This window comes from Pseudonocardia nematodicida (assembly GCF_040105385.1).
GTDB classification, from domain to species: Bacteria; Actinomycetota; Actinomycetes; order Mycobacteriales; family Pseudonocardiaceae; genus Pseudonocardia; species Pseudonocardia nematodicida.
In genome coordinates, this window is the sequence record NZ_JBEDNQ010000006.1 from 327,758 (window position 1) to 341,969 (window position 14,212).

Below are 14,212 nucleotides of genomic sequence, written 5' to 3' on the forward strand. Positions count from 1 at the left end.
TCAGCCGCCGGCCGAGGCCCCGGTCACCGGCACGTCCTCCCCGAGCAGCGCACCGACCTTTCGCAGCCCGTCGAGGTCCGCGATGTCCCCCGCCAGCGCCGGCACCCGCACCACCGGCACCCCGGGGTGCGCCGCCGAGAACCGGGTGAGCAGGTGTTCCTCGCGCTCGTGGGACTCGACGCGGTCGGCGTGCAGCCGCAGCACCGCCGCGGCGATCTGCGAGCCGGGCCCGCCGACCTGCTCGGCGGCCGCACGGGCCCGCGCCGCCGACACCGGCGCCAGGACCGGGTGGGTCCGGTTGAGCACCAGCCCGGCCAGCGGCATGCCCTCCGACGAGAGCCGGTCGGTGAAGTAGGCGGCCTCGCGCAGCGCGTCCGGCTCCGGCGCGGCGACGACGACGAACGCCGTCCCCGGCGAGCGCAGCAGCGCGTAGGTCTTCTCGGCCCGTTCCGCGAACCCGCCGAACAGCGTGTCGAAGGCCTGCACGAACGCCGACGCGTCCTGCAGCATCTGCCCGCCGATGATCGAGCCGACGGCCTTGGCGAACAGCCCGAACCCGGCCTCGACGATCCGGCGCAGCCCCCGCCCGCCGGCCCGCGCGGGCGAGGTGAGCAGCTTGATCATCCGGCCGTCGAGGAACCGGGACATCCGCTGCGGGGCGTCCAGGAAGTCCAGTGCCGAGCGCGACGGCGGCGTGTCGACGACGACCAGGTCCCAGGTCCCGGCCGCGACGAGCTGGCCGAGCTTCTCCATCGCCATGTACTCCTGCGTTCCGGAGAACGACGTGGAGATCGTCTGGTAGAAGGGGTTCTCGATGATCTTCTGCGCCTTCTCCGGCGGTGCGTGGCCGTGCACCATCTCGTCGAAGGTGCGGCGCATGTCCAGCATCATCGCGGCCAGCTCACCGCGGGCGGCGGTGACCGGGGCCGGGTCGTTGGAGAGCTCGTCGACACCGAGCGCCTGGGCGAGCCGGCGCGCCGGGTCGATCGTCAGCACCACGACCTGACGCCCGCGCTCGGCGGCGCGCAGCGCCAGCGCCGCGGACGTGGTCGTCTTCCCGACCCCGCCGGAGCCGCAGCAGACGATCACCCGGGTGTCCGGGTCGTCGACCAGGGTGTCGACGTCGAGGGCGGGTGCGGTGCGGCTCACCGGCGGGCCTCGCAGCGCACGCCCTGGGCGGTCATCGACTCGGCCAGCTCGTAGAGCGAGCCCAGATCCACACCGCCGAGCAGGGCCGGCAGCGTCAACCGGGACGGCGGCGGGTCCGGCTCGGTGTCCAGCCTGCGCAGCGCGGCCGTCTCCCCCGCGACGGCCACGGCGTGCTCGACCGTCTCGGCGACCAGCCCGTCGATCTCGGCCGGGGCCAGCTCGATCCCGGCGCTCTGCAGGCCGTTGCGGATCCGGCCGGCGTCCACCCGTCCCCCGGCCGCCGCGGTGAGCGAGCGGTCCGGCAGCCACTGCTCGCGCATCCGGTTCACCACCACGGCACCGAGCCGGATGCCGGCCGCCTCCAGCTCGGCGGCGGCGTCGGTGGTCTCGGTGACGGGCAGGTCGGCGAGCAGGGTGACCAGGTGCACCGCGGTCAGCGGGGAGTGGATCAGCTGGGTGACGCCCTCGGCCTGCCCGTGGATCGGCCCCACCTTCGCCAGGTCGGCCATCGCCTTCGTGACGTCGAGGAAGGTGACCAGCCGGCCGGTGGGCGGTGCGTCCAGGACGACGGCGTCGTAGGCGGGCCTGCCGTCCCGCTCGGTGCGGGTGACGCACTCCTTGGCCTTGCCGGTCAGCAGCACGTCGCGCAGACCGGGCGCCAGCGTGGTCGCGAACTCGATCGCGCCCATCCGGCGCAGCGTCCGGCCGGCGACGCCGAGCCGGTAGAACATCTCGAAGTACTCCAGCAGCGCGGCCTCGGTGTCGACGGCCAGCGCGCGGACCTCGCCGCCGCCGGACGCCACCGCGATCCGGCGCTCCTCGTAGGGCAGCGGCGCGGTGTCGAAGACCTGGGCGATGCCCTGCCGTCCCTCGACCTCGACCAGCAGCACCCGCTGCCCGCCGGAGGCGAGCGCCAGGGCCAGCGCCGCGGCCACCGTCGTCTTCCCGGTGCCGCCCTTGCCGGACACCACGTGCAGCCGCGCGCGGGCCAGCTCGTCGGGCCAGGGCGCGGGGCGCTGTGTGCCGGGTTCCCCGGGGGCGGGGTGGACGGTCGTCGTCACGCAACCAGCGTACGGAGCGGCCCCGGCCACGGCCCGCGGACGAGGTACGGCACACAACGAGTGGATCTCGGTACGGACGTCCGTCGCAGGGGAGTGCCCGCCCGTCGTGCGCCGACGGCGTGACCCGGCCGGGTGTCGGGGGGCCGGGTTAGAGTCCGGCCATGAGCTCCCCGGTCGTGAAGTGGGAATACCTGACCGCACCACTGCTGATCCACAACACCAAGGCGATCCTGGACAACTTCGGGCAGGACGGCTGGGAACTGGTCACCGTCACCGCCGGCGCCAACCCCGAGCAGCTGGTCGCCTTCTTCAAGCGGCCGGTGCAGCAGTGAGCGCGCTCGCCCGCCTGAAGGAGCTGGGTCTGGCGCTGCCCCCGGTCGCGACACCCGCCGGGGCCTACATCCCGGCCCGCCGCACCGGGAACCTGGTGTACACCGCCGGGCAGGTCCCGTTCGTGGACGGCACGCCCGCGGCGACCGGCAAGGTCGGCGCCGAGGTCACCGCCGAGCAGGGCTACGACCTGGCGAGGATCTGCACGATGAACGCGCTCGCCGCCGTCGACGGGCTGGTGGGGCTGGACAACGTCACCGGCGTGATCAAGGTCGTCGGGTTCGTGGCCTCCGACCCGTCCTTCACCGGCCAGCCGGGCGTGATCAACGGGGCGTCCGACCTGCTCGGCGAGGTCTTCGGCGAGGCCGGCGCACACGCCCGCTCCGCCGTGGGCGTGGCCGTGCTGCCGCTGGACGTGCCGGTCGAGGTCGAGCTGATCGTCGAGGTCGGCTGAGGGACGGGCGGGACCACCGTGGGTACAGAGTCCGGGCACGAGCTGCTCCTGCGGCTCGCCGGGCGGTGCCCGGACGAGCTGCTCTGGCGGCTGCGTGACTGGCTGGCCGCCGGATCCACGGAGGCGCTCGCCGCCGTCCTCCCGCGCACCCTGCTGCGCCACCGGATCGGGCTGACCGGCGAGGAGCGCGCGCTGCTCGGCGAGGTCGTCGGGCCGGACTCGCCGTCCCGGCGGCTGGTGGACGCGGTCCTGCCCGGATCGCCGGGGCCCGCGCCGGAGTTCACCGCCGCCGAGCCCGACCTGGCCGCGTGGGCGGCGTCCTCGGTGGTCGCCGGCACCGCGGAGGCACGGGAGCTGCTCGTCGCGACCCGCTCCGACGGTGCCCGTGTCCTGCTGGTCCGCGGACCCGACCGCACCGCGGAGCTCGTCTCGCTGACCGCCACCCTGCAGCGCCTGCTGCGGGTGCACGGCGAGCACGTCCCCCGGGTGGAGGTCTGGGCGGCCGCCGGCACCCCGGGCCCCTACCAGGAGGCGGCGCGCACCGCCGCCACGCCGTTGTGGAGCCGGTCGCCGGTGCCCACCGGCTGACGCCCGCGGGTCGCGCCCCGCGACCACGGCCCGCCCGCGAAGGAGGCCCCCATGTCCGACCCCACGTTCCGGCTGCTGCTCCAGCTCGCCGGCCGGGTGGACGACGACCTGCTCGCCACCGGGCGGGAGCTCGTCGCCGTCGGGGAGGAGGGGCACGCCCTGGAACTGCTGGTGGCCGAGCTGGTCGCGTCCCGGACCCCGCTGCCCGGGGTCGTCCGCGGCGCGCTCGTCGCCGAGGCGGCGGCCCGGCGGGTCCAACCCGACGCCGACGGATGCCTCCCCCGTGCCGACGACGGCGTCGCCGACCACGGTTCACTCGACCGCAGCGCGCCCGACGGCGGACCGCACCGGTTCACCGCGCGCGGACCGGCCGGCCGGGACGCCGCGATCGCCGACGCACTCGCCGACGTCCCGGCACCGCACGGCTGGTCGCTGGCCTGGCGGCGGACCCCGGCCGGGTCCGCGCCCGGGCCGCTGCCGCACCCGGTGCTGCTGTCCCGGGCCGCGGACGGGGACTCCGCGGAGATCCTGACCTACCGGGCGCAGGCGGCGCTGGGCCGCGCCGGGATCGCGGCGTCGGTCGAGGTGGCGGGCAGTGGAGATCCCGAACCGGGGTACCACCGGGATGCCCGGGACGTGGCGGAGCCGCTGCCGGATCCCGCCGGGCGGGGCTCGGTGGCGGGGGAACCGCAGGCGCAGCCGGACGGGGCGGTGCCCGTCGCGGGCGCGCGGGCCGGCTCCGACGGTGCCGGGCCGGCGCTCCCGCGGGCAGCGGGCCGGGACCTCCGCGGCGCCGGGAAGACGCAGGACACGCGGAGCGGGGTGGACGCCGGGCCCTCCGCGCACGTCGTGAACGCCGGGGACGCCGCCGGGCACCCCACCCCGGTCGGAGACCCCGAGGACGCCGTCGAGGCCGAGAACAGCCGGGACGGCAGGCCTGCCGCGGATGCTGCGAGCACCGAGGACACCGGGACCGCGACCGCGACCGCGACCGCGGGCACCGTCTCCACGACCGAGCGCACCGCCTCCGCGACCGAGGGCTCGGCGGCCGAGGGCACCGCCTCCGCGGCGGACCCGATCGGTGAGGACGACCGATCAGTCAGGACCCTGTCGCCGGACACCGCTCACCTGGTGAGCGGTGTCGGGCCCTGGCCTGCCACGGCTCCCGCCGAGCAGGACGCCGCGATCACCGAACACGGCCCGGTCCGCTCCGGGCAGGAGCCCGAGCCCGGTGGCCCCGAGCCGGACCCGTCGCACCTGGAACCGGCGGCTGCTGGCGGCGAGCGAGCCGGGCCGGAACCGGGAAGCCCCCATCCGGTCCCGGAGCACCCGGCGCCCCCGGAGCACGAGACCACCGGCCGGGAGCGCACCGGACAGGGTTCGCCGGACACGGACACCGATCAGGCCCCGGCGCCTCCCGGCGTCTCGCTCCCGACCGCGCCCACGATGCGGATCGCACCGGTGACCGCCGCGTCACCGGCGCGGCACGCGCAGGACGGCAGCCCACCCGCCCCGCCGTCGGCCGTCGCCGGGGCGGCGCCCGCGGATCCGCCGCACGATCCACTGCACCCGGCACCCCGGCCGTCGCCGCCGATCCGGGCGCTTCGCGAGGCCACGGCCGGTGCCTGGTTCGTGCCGCCGTCCGCACCCGACGGCGAGATCCGCGACGATCCGCCCGGGGAGCCGGTGGACCCCGTTGCCGGCGCCGCGCCGGCACCCGACGGAGCCGAGTCCGTCACCGGCGCGTTCGCCGCGGCGCCGGCCGCCGAGCGGAACGGCCGCCCGGCCGGGCCGGGGGACGAGGAGCAGTGGTTGCGGCACTGGGCGTCCGGGGCCTGGACCGGTCTCGGGCCCGACGACCTCGCCCCGGCGGATCACCGGCCGGACGCCGTCCCCGACCACGGCGTCCCGTCGGCGACCGGCGCCGAGATCGAGGCGCCGACGCCACCGCCCGGGATACCGATCGTGCAGGCGCCCGCGCCTCCGCCGGACACCCGTCGCGGCGGTCGCCGGGCCGGGCGCCGTCCCCGCCACCTGCTGCTCGCCGACACCGCCGACCGTTCCGGTCCGGACGGCACCGACCGGACCGACGGGCCCGACGGCACGGGCGACTCCACCGGCGGGACCGGCACCGCCGACACGGCCGGCACCGCGGGCCCGGCGGCCGTGCGGCCCTCGCCGCAGCCGCGGCCGTCCGGGGCGCTCGCCGAGCGGCTGTCCTCGACCGAGCAGGACCTGTTGCAGCGGCTGCACGAGGAGCTCGCGGCGCGGGAGAACGGGGGCGAGCCGACGCCGCACCACGGGACCGCCCGCACCGACCCGGCCTGAGGCCCACCCCAGGGCCGGGGCGACAGGGCCGAGAGCCGCGGCGGCAGCACTCAGGGCCGGGACGGTGGCGCTGAGGGCCGGGACGGCGGCACCGGGGGCCGGGGCCGGGGCTCAGCCGCCGGCTGCCACCCGTACCCGGTCGACGACCCGCTGCAGGTGCAGCGCGCGCCCCGCGTCGACCGGCGACCGGGGGTCACCGGAGTCGACCGCCGTGGCGAGCTCGTCGAGCAGCCGTGCGTAGCACGCGACGGCGTCGGCGGGCCGGGTCGTGAGGCGATGGCGTCCGGCGCGGCCCACCACGGCGACCTCGAACTCGGTGGGGTCGATCGGGATCCGCAGCGACAGGGTGACCGTGCTGCGCGCCCCGCCGGCGTGCGCGAGGCCGACCCGCCACAGGTCCGGGGCGTCCCGGCGGGCATGGTCGACGTCGACGATCGGCCCCAGCACGGCGTCCAGCAGGTCGAGCACGTGTGGGCCGATGTCCAGCAGCGCGCCGTGCTCGGCCCGCCACGCCGACGTCGCGAACGGTCCGCCCAGCAGTGCCCCGGACAGCCAGCGCGCCGTGGCGACCGTGTCCGGGCCGTGCGGGCCGGCCGGGATCCCGGCCAGCCAGTCCCGGATCGCCGGGTCGAACCGCAGCGTCAGCACCGTCGCCGAGCACACTCCGGCGTCGGCGACGGCCGACGCGGCCCTCTCCGCCGCGTCGAGATCGGCGGCCAGCGGCTTCTCCAGGACGACGTGCCGGCCGGCCGCGGCCACCCGGGGCACCAGCTCGCCCTGCACCGCGGGCGGGACGGCGAACGCGACGGCGTCGCAGGCGTCGACCAGGTCGTCCAGCCGGGCGAAGGCCCGCCCGCCGGTGATCCCCGCGACCTCCGCGGCGGCGTCGGGCCGGCGGACCCACACCCCGGCCGCGGTCCAGCGCGGGTGCCCGGCGATCGCCGGGGCGTGCACGCTCCGGGCCCACGGCCCGGCGCCGACGAGTCCGATCCGCATGCGGTCATTCTCACCACCGGGGATCCCGCCCCGATGACCTAGGGTCGGACGGCATGAGCTCACCGTCGGCGCCGCCGGTCGTGCCCAGGCCGGCCGCGACCGTCGTGCTGCTGCGTGACGACCCGGCCGGCGGCGGCACCCAGGTGTTCCTGCAGCGGCGGGTTCGCGGAATGGCCTTCGCCGGCGGCATGACGGTGTTCCCCGGCGGCGGCGTGTCCGCCGGCGACGTCGGAGACCCGGCCTGCTGGTGCGGCCCGGGCCCGGAACGCTTCGGCGACCGGCTGGGGCTGCCCCCCGACGCCGCCGCGTCCCTGGTGACGGCCGCGGTGCGGGAGACGTTCGAGGAGTGCGGCGTACTGCTGGCGTCCCGTCCGGGCGCCGCTCCGGACCCGGCCGCGGACGCGGGTCCCTGGCGGGACGAGCTCGTCGGGCGACGGACCACGCTGCCCGCGCTGCTCGCCGCACACGATCTCGAGCTCCGTGCCGACCTGCTCCTGCCGTGGGCGCGGTGGATCACCCCGCCGGACAACCCGCGCCGCTACGACACGGCGTTCCTGGTCGCGCGGGTGCCCGAGGGCCAGGTCGCCGACGACGCCACCACCGAGGCCGTCGAGGCCCGCTGGTGGTCCCCGGCCGAGGCGCTCGCCGGCCGCGAGGCCGGCGAGCTGTCGCTGATGGCGCCGACCCTGCACACCCTGCAGGAGCTCACCCGGTACCCGTCCCCCGCCGCGGTACTGGCGGCCGCCGCGACCCGGGCCATCACCCCGATCACCCCGCACATGCGCCGGGAGGGCCGGGTCGCGACGATCACCCTGCCCGGTGACCCCGACTGGCGCATCGAGGAGACGACGTGAGCCATCCGCTCTACGGCAGCCCGCGCGCGGTGCACCCGCTGGCGTCGGTGCTGCTGCAGCACAATCCCGGTCCGATGACCCTGGACGGCACCAACACCTGGGTGGTCTCGGTGCCGGACTCGGGCGAGCGGATCGTCGTCGACCCCGGGGAGGACGACGGCACCCACCTGGAGAACCTCGCCGACGGGCCACCGGTCGTCGCGGTCGTGCTGACCCACCGGCACCACGACCACGCCGGTGGGATCGACCGGTTCGCCGAGCTGGCCGGGGCGCCACCGGTGTACGCGGCCGACCCGACCCTGACGCGCGGCACCGACCGGCTCGCCGACGGCGACGTGCTGGCCGCCGCGGGGGTCGAGCTGGAGGTCCTCGCGACGCCGGGGCACACGTCGGACTCGGTGTCGCTGCTGCTCACCGGGCCCGGCGCGGACGGCGCGGCGCTGCTGGCCGGTGACACGATCCTCGGCCGCGGGACCACCGTGATCGCGCACCCGGACGGCGCGCTGGGGCCCTATCTGGAGTCACTGCGCCGGATCGCCGCGCTGCCCGCCGGGACGCCGGTGCTGCCCGGGCACGGGCCGGAGCTGCCGGACGCCGCGGAGACCGCGCGCGCCTATCTCGCCCACCGCGAGCAGCGCCTGGACCAGGTCCGCGCCGCACTGACCGAGCTCGGGCCGGACGCGAGCCCGCGGCAGGTCGTCGAGGTCGTCTACTCCGACGTCGACCGGGTCCTGTGGGACGCCGCCGAGCTCTCCGTGCGCGCCCAGTTGGACCACCTGCGCGGCTGACTCACGGCGGCGACGGCCCTCACAACGCCGGCGGCTCTCACGGCGCCGGCGGCGCCGTGGCCGGGTCGTCGTGCGTCTCCAGCCACTCGTCGCGGAAGCGGCGCAGGAACTCCTCCAGCGCCGCGTGCCGTCGCTCGCCCAGCTCGCGGCCGGCGGCGGTCGCCAGCTCGCCGCGCAGCCGCAGCAGCTTCTCGTGGAAGTGCGCGACGACCGACCCGGTCGGCCCGGAGCGGTAGCCCTCGACCGGCGGGGCGGCCGGGTCCCAGAGCGGCTCGCCGATCGCGCCGCCGTAGGCGAACGCGCGGGCGATCCCGGTGGCGCCCATGGCGTCGAGCATGTCGGCGTCGTGCAGGCAGGCGGCGATCAGCGCGGCCCGGCCGGTCGCGCCCCCGCCCGGACCGGATCCGGGATCGGCGGCGAACGAGTAGCGCCCGGTCGCCTCGACGGCGTCGAGCACCGGGTCCCACAGCGCGGGCTCGATCCCGGCGCGGCGCAGGGCGTCGCGCGCGGTGTCCCGGCACTCGGCGGGCGCGACGACGCGGCCGAGGCGGGCCTCCGCGGCCCGGTGGTGGTCGTGCACGTAGGCGGCGACGGCGGCGACGAACCCGTCCGCGCCCTCCCGTACCGCCAGCCTCCCGGCCAGCCCGGCGACCCGGTCGAGGTGGCCGAGGTCGTGCGCGACGTCCGCACCCGCGATGTCGGCGGCGACCACGTCGCGCAGCCGCCGCAGCGCGCCGGCGGACCCGCTCCCGGTCACGGGGCGGCGCCGACCGGGACGCGGGCGGGGTCGGTCGCCGCGATCGTCCCGCGGCGCAGCCAGAGCAGGCCCGCGACGACGATCCCGAGCGCGCCGCCCAGCGCGTATCCCCCGGGGCCGAGCAGGTCGATCATCGTGCCGGACAGCGCCTGGCCGGCCGACACCCCGAGCACGGCCGCCATCACCATCCAGTTGAACGCCTCGGTGGCCGAGTCCGCGGGCGCGGTCTGCTCCACCCCCAGCGAGTGCGCCGTCACCTGCGGGGTGATCAGGGCTCCGGCCGCCATCATCACGACGGTCAGCAGCGCCAGCGACCCGATCGGCGAGACCAGCCCCATCGCCGTCACCAGCACGCCGAATCCGGCCAGCAGCACCGGCATCCGCAGGTGCAGCGGCCGGGGCCACGGCCGCAGCCCGTACAGCACCCCGGTGAGCACCGACACCAGCGACCACAGCGAGAGCAGGACGCCGCCGGCGGCGGGGGACCCGGCGAACGCGGTCGCCGCCATCACCCCGACCTCGGCGGTCCCGGCGACCAGGCCGAACCCCAGCGACGCCAGCGCCACCGTCCGCAGCCCCGGGCGCCGGAACACCCCGAGCAGCCCGCCCTCCACCGGCAGGCTCCCGGCCCGGCGCGAGTCCCGGATCCGGGCCGACCGGCGGCGCACCGCCGCGGTCAGCGCGAACCACGTCGTCCCGACGATCTCGGCGGACGCGGCGACGACGACGGCGGTGCCCGGCCACGGCGTCGCGAGCACCAGCACCGCGGCCAGCGCGGGCCCGAGGATGAAGAACGTCTCGAGGCTGATCGCCTCGTAGGTGTACGCCGCCTCGCGGCGCGGCCCGGGCGGCACCAGGTCCGACCACAGCGCCCGGGACGAGCCCTCGAACGCGGGCGTCGCGAGACCGGTGAGCACCGCGACGGCGAGGGTCAGCGGCAGCGCGGTGCGGGCCTCGATGCAGGCGATCAGCCCGGCGACGGCGACCAGGTAGACCCCGACGAGCAGCAGCATCGGGCGGGTCGGGCCCAGCCGGTCGAGCACCCGGCCCTGCACGACGGTGCCCACCGCCGTCCCGACCAGCAGCGACGCCGACACCGCTCCGGCGACCGCGTAGGACCCCTCGACCTCGCGGACGTAGAGCAGCGTCGCGAGGCTGTGCATCGCGATCGGGAAGCGCCCGATCACCGATGCGCAGACCGGCGCGGCCGCACCCGGCGTGGTCAGGGCAGCGCGGTAGTCGGAGAGCGAGGCGGCCACACCGCCAGCATCACACGTTCTGGTACGGACGTACCAGCCCGATTCTCGTCTTCCGGGACGTGCCGGTCAGCGGGCCCGGCGGGCCAGGCGCTCCGGCTCCAGGATCAGCACGCTCTTGCCCTCGAGCCGCAGCCAGCCACGGTGCGCGAAGTCGGCGAGCGCCTTGTTCACGGTCTCCCGGGAGGCACCGACCAGCTGGGCGATCTCCTCCTGGGTGAGGTCGTGGGTCACGCGCAGCAGGCCGGACTCCTGGGAACCGAACTGGCGGGCGAGCTGCAGCAGCGACTTCGCCACCCGGCCCGGCACGTCGGTGAAGATCAGGTCCGCGAGCATGTTGTTCGTCCGGCGCAGCCTGCGCGCCAGCACCCGCAACAGCTGCTCGGCGATCTCCGGGCGCTTGCCGATCCACTCCCGCAGCGCGCTGCGGTCCATGGTGTAGGCGCGCACCTCGGTGACCGCGGTCGCCGACGACGTCCGCGGACCCGGGTCGAAGATCGACAACTCACCGAACATGTCCGACGGGCCGGCCACCATCAGCAGGTTCTCCCGGCCGTCCGGGGACTTGCGGCCGAGCTTCACCTTCCCGCCGGCCACGATGTAGAGGCGGTCACCGGGCTCACCCTCGGAGAAGATGACCTGGCCACGGGAGAACTCGGCGCTCTCCAGCGCCTCGGCCAGGGCCTCGGCGGCCTGCGGCTCCACGCCCTGGAAGATCCCGGCACGGATCAGAACCTCGTCCACTGCACTGCTCCTCGTTCACCGGCCGTTTCGTCACGGCGGGTCGTCGGCGCGTCAGTGTAGAGGCCTTCGCCACACACGTGCGCACCAGTGACCCGATCGGATCTCTCCGACCGGGTCGTCTCGCTGTCACGGTCCGCCACGATCGCCGTGGTGGACCGCGCCCGTCAGGCAGACGGGACCTGGCTGCGCCGGGTACCCCGGCGCCGGCGGTTGCGCAGCCGGAACAGTTCCAGGGCCCGGCTGGTACCGGACCGGAACAGGGCACGCACCTCGTCCGGACGGGGCTGCTCGAGCATCTCGTCCAGCTCGTCCTGCCGCACGGTGGACTCCCGAAGTCGGGACTCGACGCGCTCCATCCCGAGCGCGAAGAACATCACCAGCAGCGGGACGAGGACGCTCAACCAGGCAGTCATGGCACCTCCGATCCTCCCGTACTGGATCGGCAGCCGACGCGCCGGGGGTAGCGGTTCGCCCGGGTTCGTGACGTGTTCGTGACCTCACGTGGGCGATCATCGTGCGTTCGGGCGTCCGGATCGGGCGTTCGGCGTCGTCTGCACGGTCCGCGGAGTGCCCCTTCCGCACGCGCCGGCCCGCCCGGGTCCGTGCGACACCCGGCATCGTTGTCGGTGCCCACCCGTACGCTCGGTGAGGTGAGCATCTCGGCCCGACGGATCACCCGGCCCACCCGGCGTGCCGCGGCCGGACTCGCCGCGCGGGTCGCGGCCGGGGAGAACCCGATCGGGCGAGCGCGACGGGTGAACCGGATCCTGCGCGCGCTGGCCGAGGCCTACCCGCACGCCCACTGCGAGCTCGACTTCACCACCCCGATCGACCTCGCGGTCGCCACGATCCTCTCCGCACAGTGCACCGACGAGCGGGTCAACCAGGTCACCCCGGCCCTGTTCGCCCGCTACCCGACGGCGGCGGACTACGCGGGCGCGGACCGGACCGAGCTCGAGACCCTGATCCGGCCCACCGGCTTCTACCGGAACAAGGCGACGTCGCTGATCGGCCTGGGCGCCGCGGTCGTCGAGCGGCACGGCGGTGAGCTGCCCGCCACCCTGGCCGACCTGGTGAAGCTCCCCGGGATCGGCCGCAAGACCGCCAACGTCATCCTCGGCAACGCCTTCGACGTCCCGGGGATCACGGTCGACACGCACTTCGGGCGGCTGGTCCGCCGCTGGGGCTGGACGGCCGAGGAGGACCCGGTCAAGGTCGAGCACGCGGTCGGCGAGCTCGTCCCGAAGCGGGACTGGACGATCGTCTCGCACCACGTGATCTTCCACGGCCGCCGCGTCTGCCACTCCCGCAAGCCGGCCTGCGGTGCCTGCACCCTGGCGTCCGACTGCCCGGCGTTCGGTCTCGGCCCCACCGACCCGGCCGAGGCCGCGGCGCTGGTCAAGGGGCCCGAGCGGGACCACCTGCTGGCGCTCGCGGGCATCACCGGCGGGGACGGACGGTGAGACGGGCCGCCGCGTCCCGCTCCGAGGTCGTCTCGACGGTCGTCGTCGCCGTGCTCGTGGCCCTGGCGGTGTGGGCGCTCTGGCCGTCCGCACCCGCGCCGGCCCCCGGAGGGGCGGGCGTCACCGCCACCGCCGACGGGCCGGACGGGGACCCGGCGGCCGCCGACCCGGCCGCGCTGGCCGCCGCCCGCGACGCGGCCGCTCTGGAGCCCTGCCCCGCGCCGACCGGCCGGCCGGCGGCCGGTCCGCTCGCCGGGATCACGGTGCCCTGCCTGGGCGCGGAGGGGACGACCGATCTGGGTGCGGCGCTCGCCGACCGCCCGACGGTGGTGAACTTCTGGGCGTCCTGGTGCGTGCCGTGCCGTGAGGAGCTGCCCGCGCTGGCCGGGTACGCGCAGCGGCCGGACGCGCTGCCGGTGCTCACCGTCGACGTCCAGGACGACCCGGTGGCCGCGCTGCGGCTGGCCGCCGACCTCGGGGTGCGGCTCCCGGCCGTCACCGATCCGGACGGCACGCTGCGCGCCGCCCTGGACACGCCACCGCTGCTACCCGTCACCTATGTGACCCGGGCCGACGGCGCGGCGGCGATGGTGGACCCGCCGATCCCGTTCCGCACCGCCGACGACGTGGCGGCCGCGGTGGAACGGCTGTCGTGACCGCTCCCCTCGATCCCCGGCCGGACCCGGACGCGGCCCCGGAACCGCTGCGGTCGCTGGTCCGCGGGGCGCGCGGCCTGGACCGCTCCTGGTTCCCGCTGCGCCGCACACCCACCGGCGACGACCGGGAGGCGCGCCGGGCCGCCGTCCTGATGCTGTTCTGCGACGACGAGGGCGACGGTGGCGGTTCCGGTGACGGGGTCGACGTGCTGCTCACCGAACGGGCGGCCACCCTGCGCTCGCACGCCGGGCAGGTCAGCTTCCCCGGCGGGCGGCTCGATCCGGGCGACACCGGTCCGGTGCACGCCGCCCTGCGGGAGGCGGAGGAGGAGACCGGGCTGGACCCGGCCGGCGTCGTCCCGCTCGTCGTGCTGCCGGAGCTGTTCATCCCGCCGACCGGCTACCTGGTGACGCCGGTGCTCGCGCACTGGGCGCGCCCGGTCCCGGTCCGGGTGGTCGACCCGGCCGAGACCGCGCGGGTGCTGCGGGTGCCGCTGCGGGTGCTCACCGACCCGGCGAACCGGTTCACCGTGCGCGGCCCGTCCGGGCACACCGGACCCGCGTTCCGCTGCGCGGGCCTGGTGATCTGGGGATTCACCGGGGGCTTATTGTCCGCATTGCTGAACCGGTCCGGGTGGGAGCGTCCGTGGGACGCCGACCGGGTCGTCGACCTCGACACCGCCGTGGCAGGAGCCCGCGCGGAGCAGCACGACCTGCGAGGAGCGCGCGTGACCGACCCCGTGGACCCGGTCGAGGGCGCCACCGGCGCCGACGAGGTGAGCCGGTGA

General features: G+C 76.5%; 16 protein-coding genes. 9 read left to right on the top strand and 7 right to left on the bottom strand.

The annotated features are described in order from the left end of the window. Together WIS52_RS16895 and WIS52_RS16900 are read right to left on the bottom strand one after the other, a co-directional pair. Positions 1–1,149 (bottom strand): ArsA family ATPase, encoded by a 1,149-nt coding sequence (locus WIS52_RS16895; RefSeq protein WP_349299218.1) that lies wholly within the window; start codon positions 1,147–1,149, stop codon positions 1–3. Next, complete coding sequence (locus WIS52_RS16900) at positions 1,146–2,210, bottom strand: ArsA-related P-loop ATPase (protein WP_379611266.1); 1,065 nt, start codon at positions 2,208–2,210, stop codon at positions 1,146–1,148. Before WIS52_RS16900 ends, WIS52_RS16895 begins: the two co-directional genes overlap by 4 nt. 161 nt (positions 2,211–2,371) lie before the next feature. On the opposite strand from WIS52_RS16900, the gene WIS52_RS16905 reads away from it, so the two are divergent. From WIS52_RS16905 to WIS52_RS16920, 4 genes are read left to right on the top strand one after another with little or no spacing between them, the layout of a single operon-like run. Next, entirely contained in the window at positions 2,372–2,542 is a 171-nt protein-coding gene (locus tag WIS52_RS16905; RefSeq protein ID WP_349299219.1) for a DUF4177 domain-containing protein, read from the top strand. Further along, positions 2,539–2,994 (top strand): RidA family protein, encoded by a 456-nt coding sequence (locus WIS52_RS16910; RefSeq protein WP_349299220.1) that lies wholly within the window; start codon positions 2,539–2,541, stop codon positions 2,992–2,994. The genes WIS52_RS16905 and WIS52_RS16910 overlap by 4 nt, the downstream gene beginning before the upstream one ends. 18 nt (positions 2,995–3,012) lie before the next feature. Next, positions 3,013–3,582, top strand: a complete 570-nt coding sequence (locus WIS52_RS16915) for a hypothetical protein (RefSeq protein ID WP_349299221.1) — start codon at positions 3,013–3,015, stop codon at positions 3,580–3,582. Between the two features lie 51 nt (positions 3,583–3,633). After that, positions 3,634–5,910 carry a hypothetical protein gene (locus tag WIS52_RS16920; RefSeq protein ID WP_349299222.1) on the top strand — a complete coding sequence of 759 codons (2,277 nt, stop codon included), beginning with the start codon at positions 3,634–3,636 and terminating at the stop codon, positions 5,908–5,910. Positions 5,911–6,021: 111 nt separating this feature from the next. Here the strand turns inward: WIS52_RS16920 and WIS52_RS16925 are convergent, their stop codons facing one another. Next, positions 6,022–6,906: a Gfo/Idh/MocA family protein gene (locus WIS52_RS16925; RefSeq protein WP_349299223.1), complete on the bottom strand. Its 885-nt coding sequence runs from the start codon at positions 6,904–6,906 to the stop codon at positions 6,022–6,024. A gap of 53 nt (positions 6,907–6,959) precedes the next feature. Between WIS52_RS16925 and WIS52_RS16930 the strand changes: the two genes are divergently transcribed. Beyond that, a complete protein-coding gene (locus tag WIS52_RS16930; protein ID WP_349299224.1) occupies positions 6,960–7,760 on the top strand; it encodes an NUDIX hydrolase in 801 nt (266 codons plus the stop codon). Then, on the top strand, positions 7,757–8,548 hold the full coding sequence (locus WIS52_RS16935; protein WP_349299225.1) for an MBL fold metallo-hydrolase: 792 nt from the start codon (positions 7,757–7,759) through the stop codon (positions 8,546–8,548). Before WIS52_RS16930 ends, WIS52_RS16935 begins: the two co-directional genes overlap by 4 nt. 37 nt (positions 8,549–8,585) lie before the next feature. Here WIS52_RS16935 and WIS52_RS16940 read toward each other — a convergent pair whose 3' ends face one another. From WIS52_RS16940 to WIS52_RS16955, 4 genes are all read right to left on the bottom strand, one after another. Then, positions 8,586–9,305, bottom strand: a complete 720-nt coding sequence (locus tag WIS52_RS16940; RefSeq protein ID WP_349299226.1) for an HD domain-containing protein — start codon at positions 9,303–9,305, stop codon at positions 8,586–8,588. Further along, positions 9,302–10,564 carry an MFS transporter gene (locus WIS52_RS16945; protein ID WP_349299227.1) on the bottom strand — a complete coding sequence of 421 codons (1,263 nt, stop codon included), beginning with the start codon at positions 10,562–10,564 and terminating at the stop codon, positions 9,302–9,304. The genes WIS52_RS16940 and WIS52_RS16945 overlap by 4 nt, the downstream gene beginning before the upstream one ends. Before the next feature lie 66 nt (positions 10,565–10,630). After that, on the bottom strand, positions 10,631–11,305 hold the full coding sequence (locus tag WIS52_RS16950; RefSeq protein ID WP_349299228.1) for a Crp/Fnr family transcriptional regulator: 675 nt from the start codon (positions 11,303–11,305) through the stop codon (positions 10,631–10,633). Positions 11,306–11,469: 164 nt separating this feature from the next. Then, positions 11,470–11,718, bottom strand: a complete 249-nt coding sequence (locus WIS52_RS16955; RefSeq protein ID WP_344021712.1) for a hypothetical protein — start codon at positions 11,716–11,718, stop codon at positions 11,470–11,472. Positions 11,719–11,955: 237 nt separating this feature from the next. On the opposite strand from WIS52_RS16955, the gene nth reads away from it, so the two are divergent. From nth to WIS52_RS16970, 3 genes are read left to right on the top strand one after another with little or no spacing between them, the layout of a single operon-like run. Beyond that, on the top strand, positions 11,956–12,768 hold the full coding sequence (nth, locus tag WIS52_RS16960; RefSeq protein ID WP_379611260.1) for an endonuclease III: 813 nt from the start codon (positions 11,956–11,958) through the stop codon (positions 12,766–12,768). Further along, positions 12,765–13,424, top strand: a complete 660-nt coding sequence (locus WIS52_RS16965; RefSeq protein WP_349299229.1) for a TlpA family protein disulfide reductase — start codon at positions 12,765–12,767, stop codon at positions 13,422–13,424. Before nth ends, WIS52_RS16965 begins: the two co-directional genes overlap by 4 nt. Beyond that, positions 13,421–14,212, top strand: a complete 792-nt coding sequence (locus WIS52_RS16970) for an NUDIX hydrolase (RefSeq protein ID WP_349299230.1) — start codon at positions 13,421–13,423, stop codon at positions 14,210–14,212. The genes WIS52_RS16965 and WIS52_RS16970 overlap by 4 nt, the downstream gene beginning before the upstream one ends.

What these genes read in the sequence shown, in the direction of transcription:
- WIS52_RS16920 (WP_349299222.1), top strand. Translation starts at nt 3,634, where the DNA reads ATGTCCGACCCCACGTTCCGGCTGCTGCTCCAGCTCGCCGGCCGGGTG.
- WIS52_RS16925 (WP_349299223.1), bottom strand. Translation starts at nt 6,906, where the DNA reads ATGCGGATCGGACTCGTCGGCGCCGGGCCGTGGGCCCGGAGCGTGCAC.
- WIS52_RS16930 (WP_349299224.1), top strand. Translation starts at nt 6,960, where the DNA reads ATGAGCTCACCGTCGGCGCCGCCGGTCGTGCCCAGGCCGGCCGCGACC.
- WIS52_RS16955 (WP_344021712.1), bottom strand. Translation starts at nt 11,718, where the DNA reads ATGACTGCCTGGTTGAGCGTCCTCGTCCCGCTGCTGGTGATGTTCTTC.
- WIS52_RS16905 (WP_349299219.1), top strand. Translation starts at nt 2,372, where the DNA reads ATGAGCTCCCCGGTCGTGAAGTGGGAATACCTGACCGCACCACTGCTG.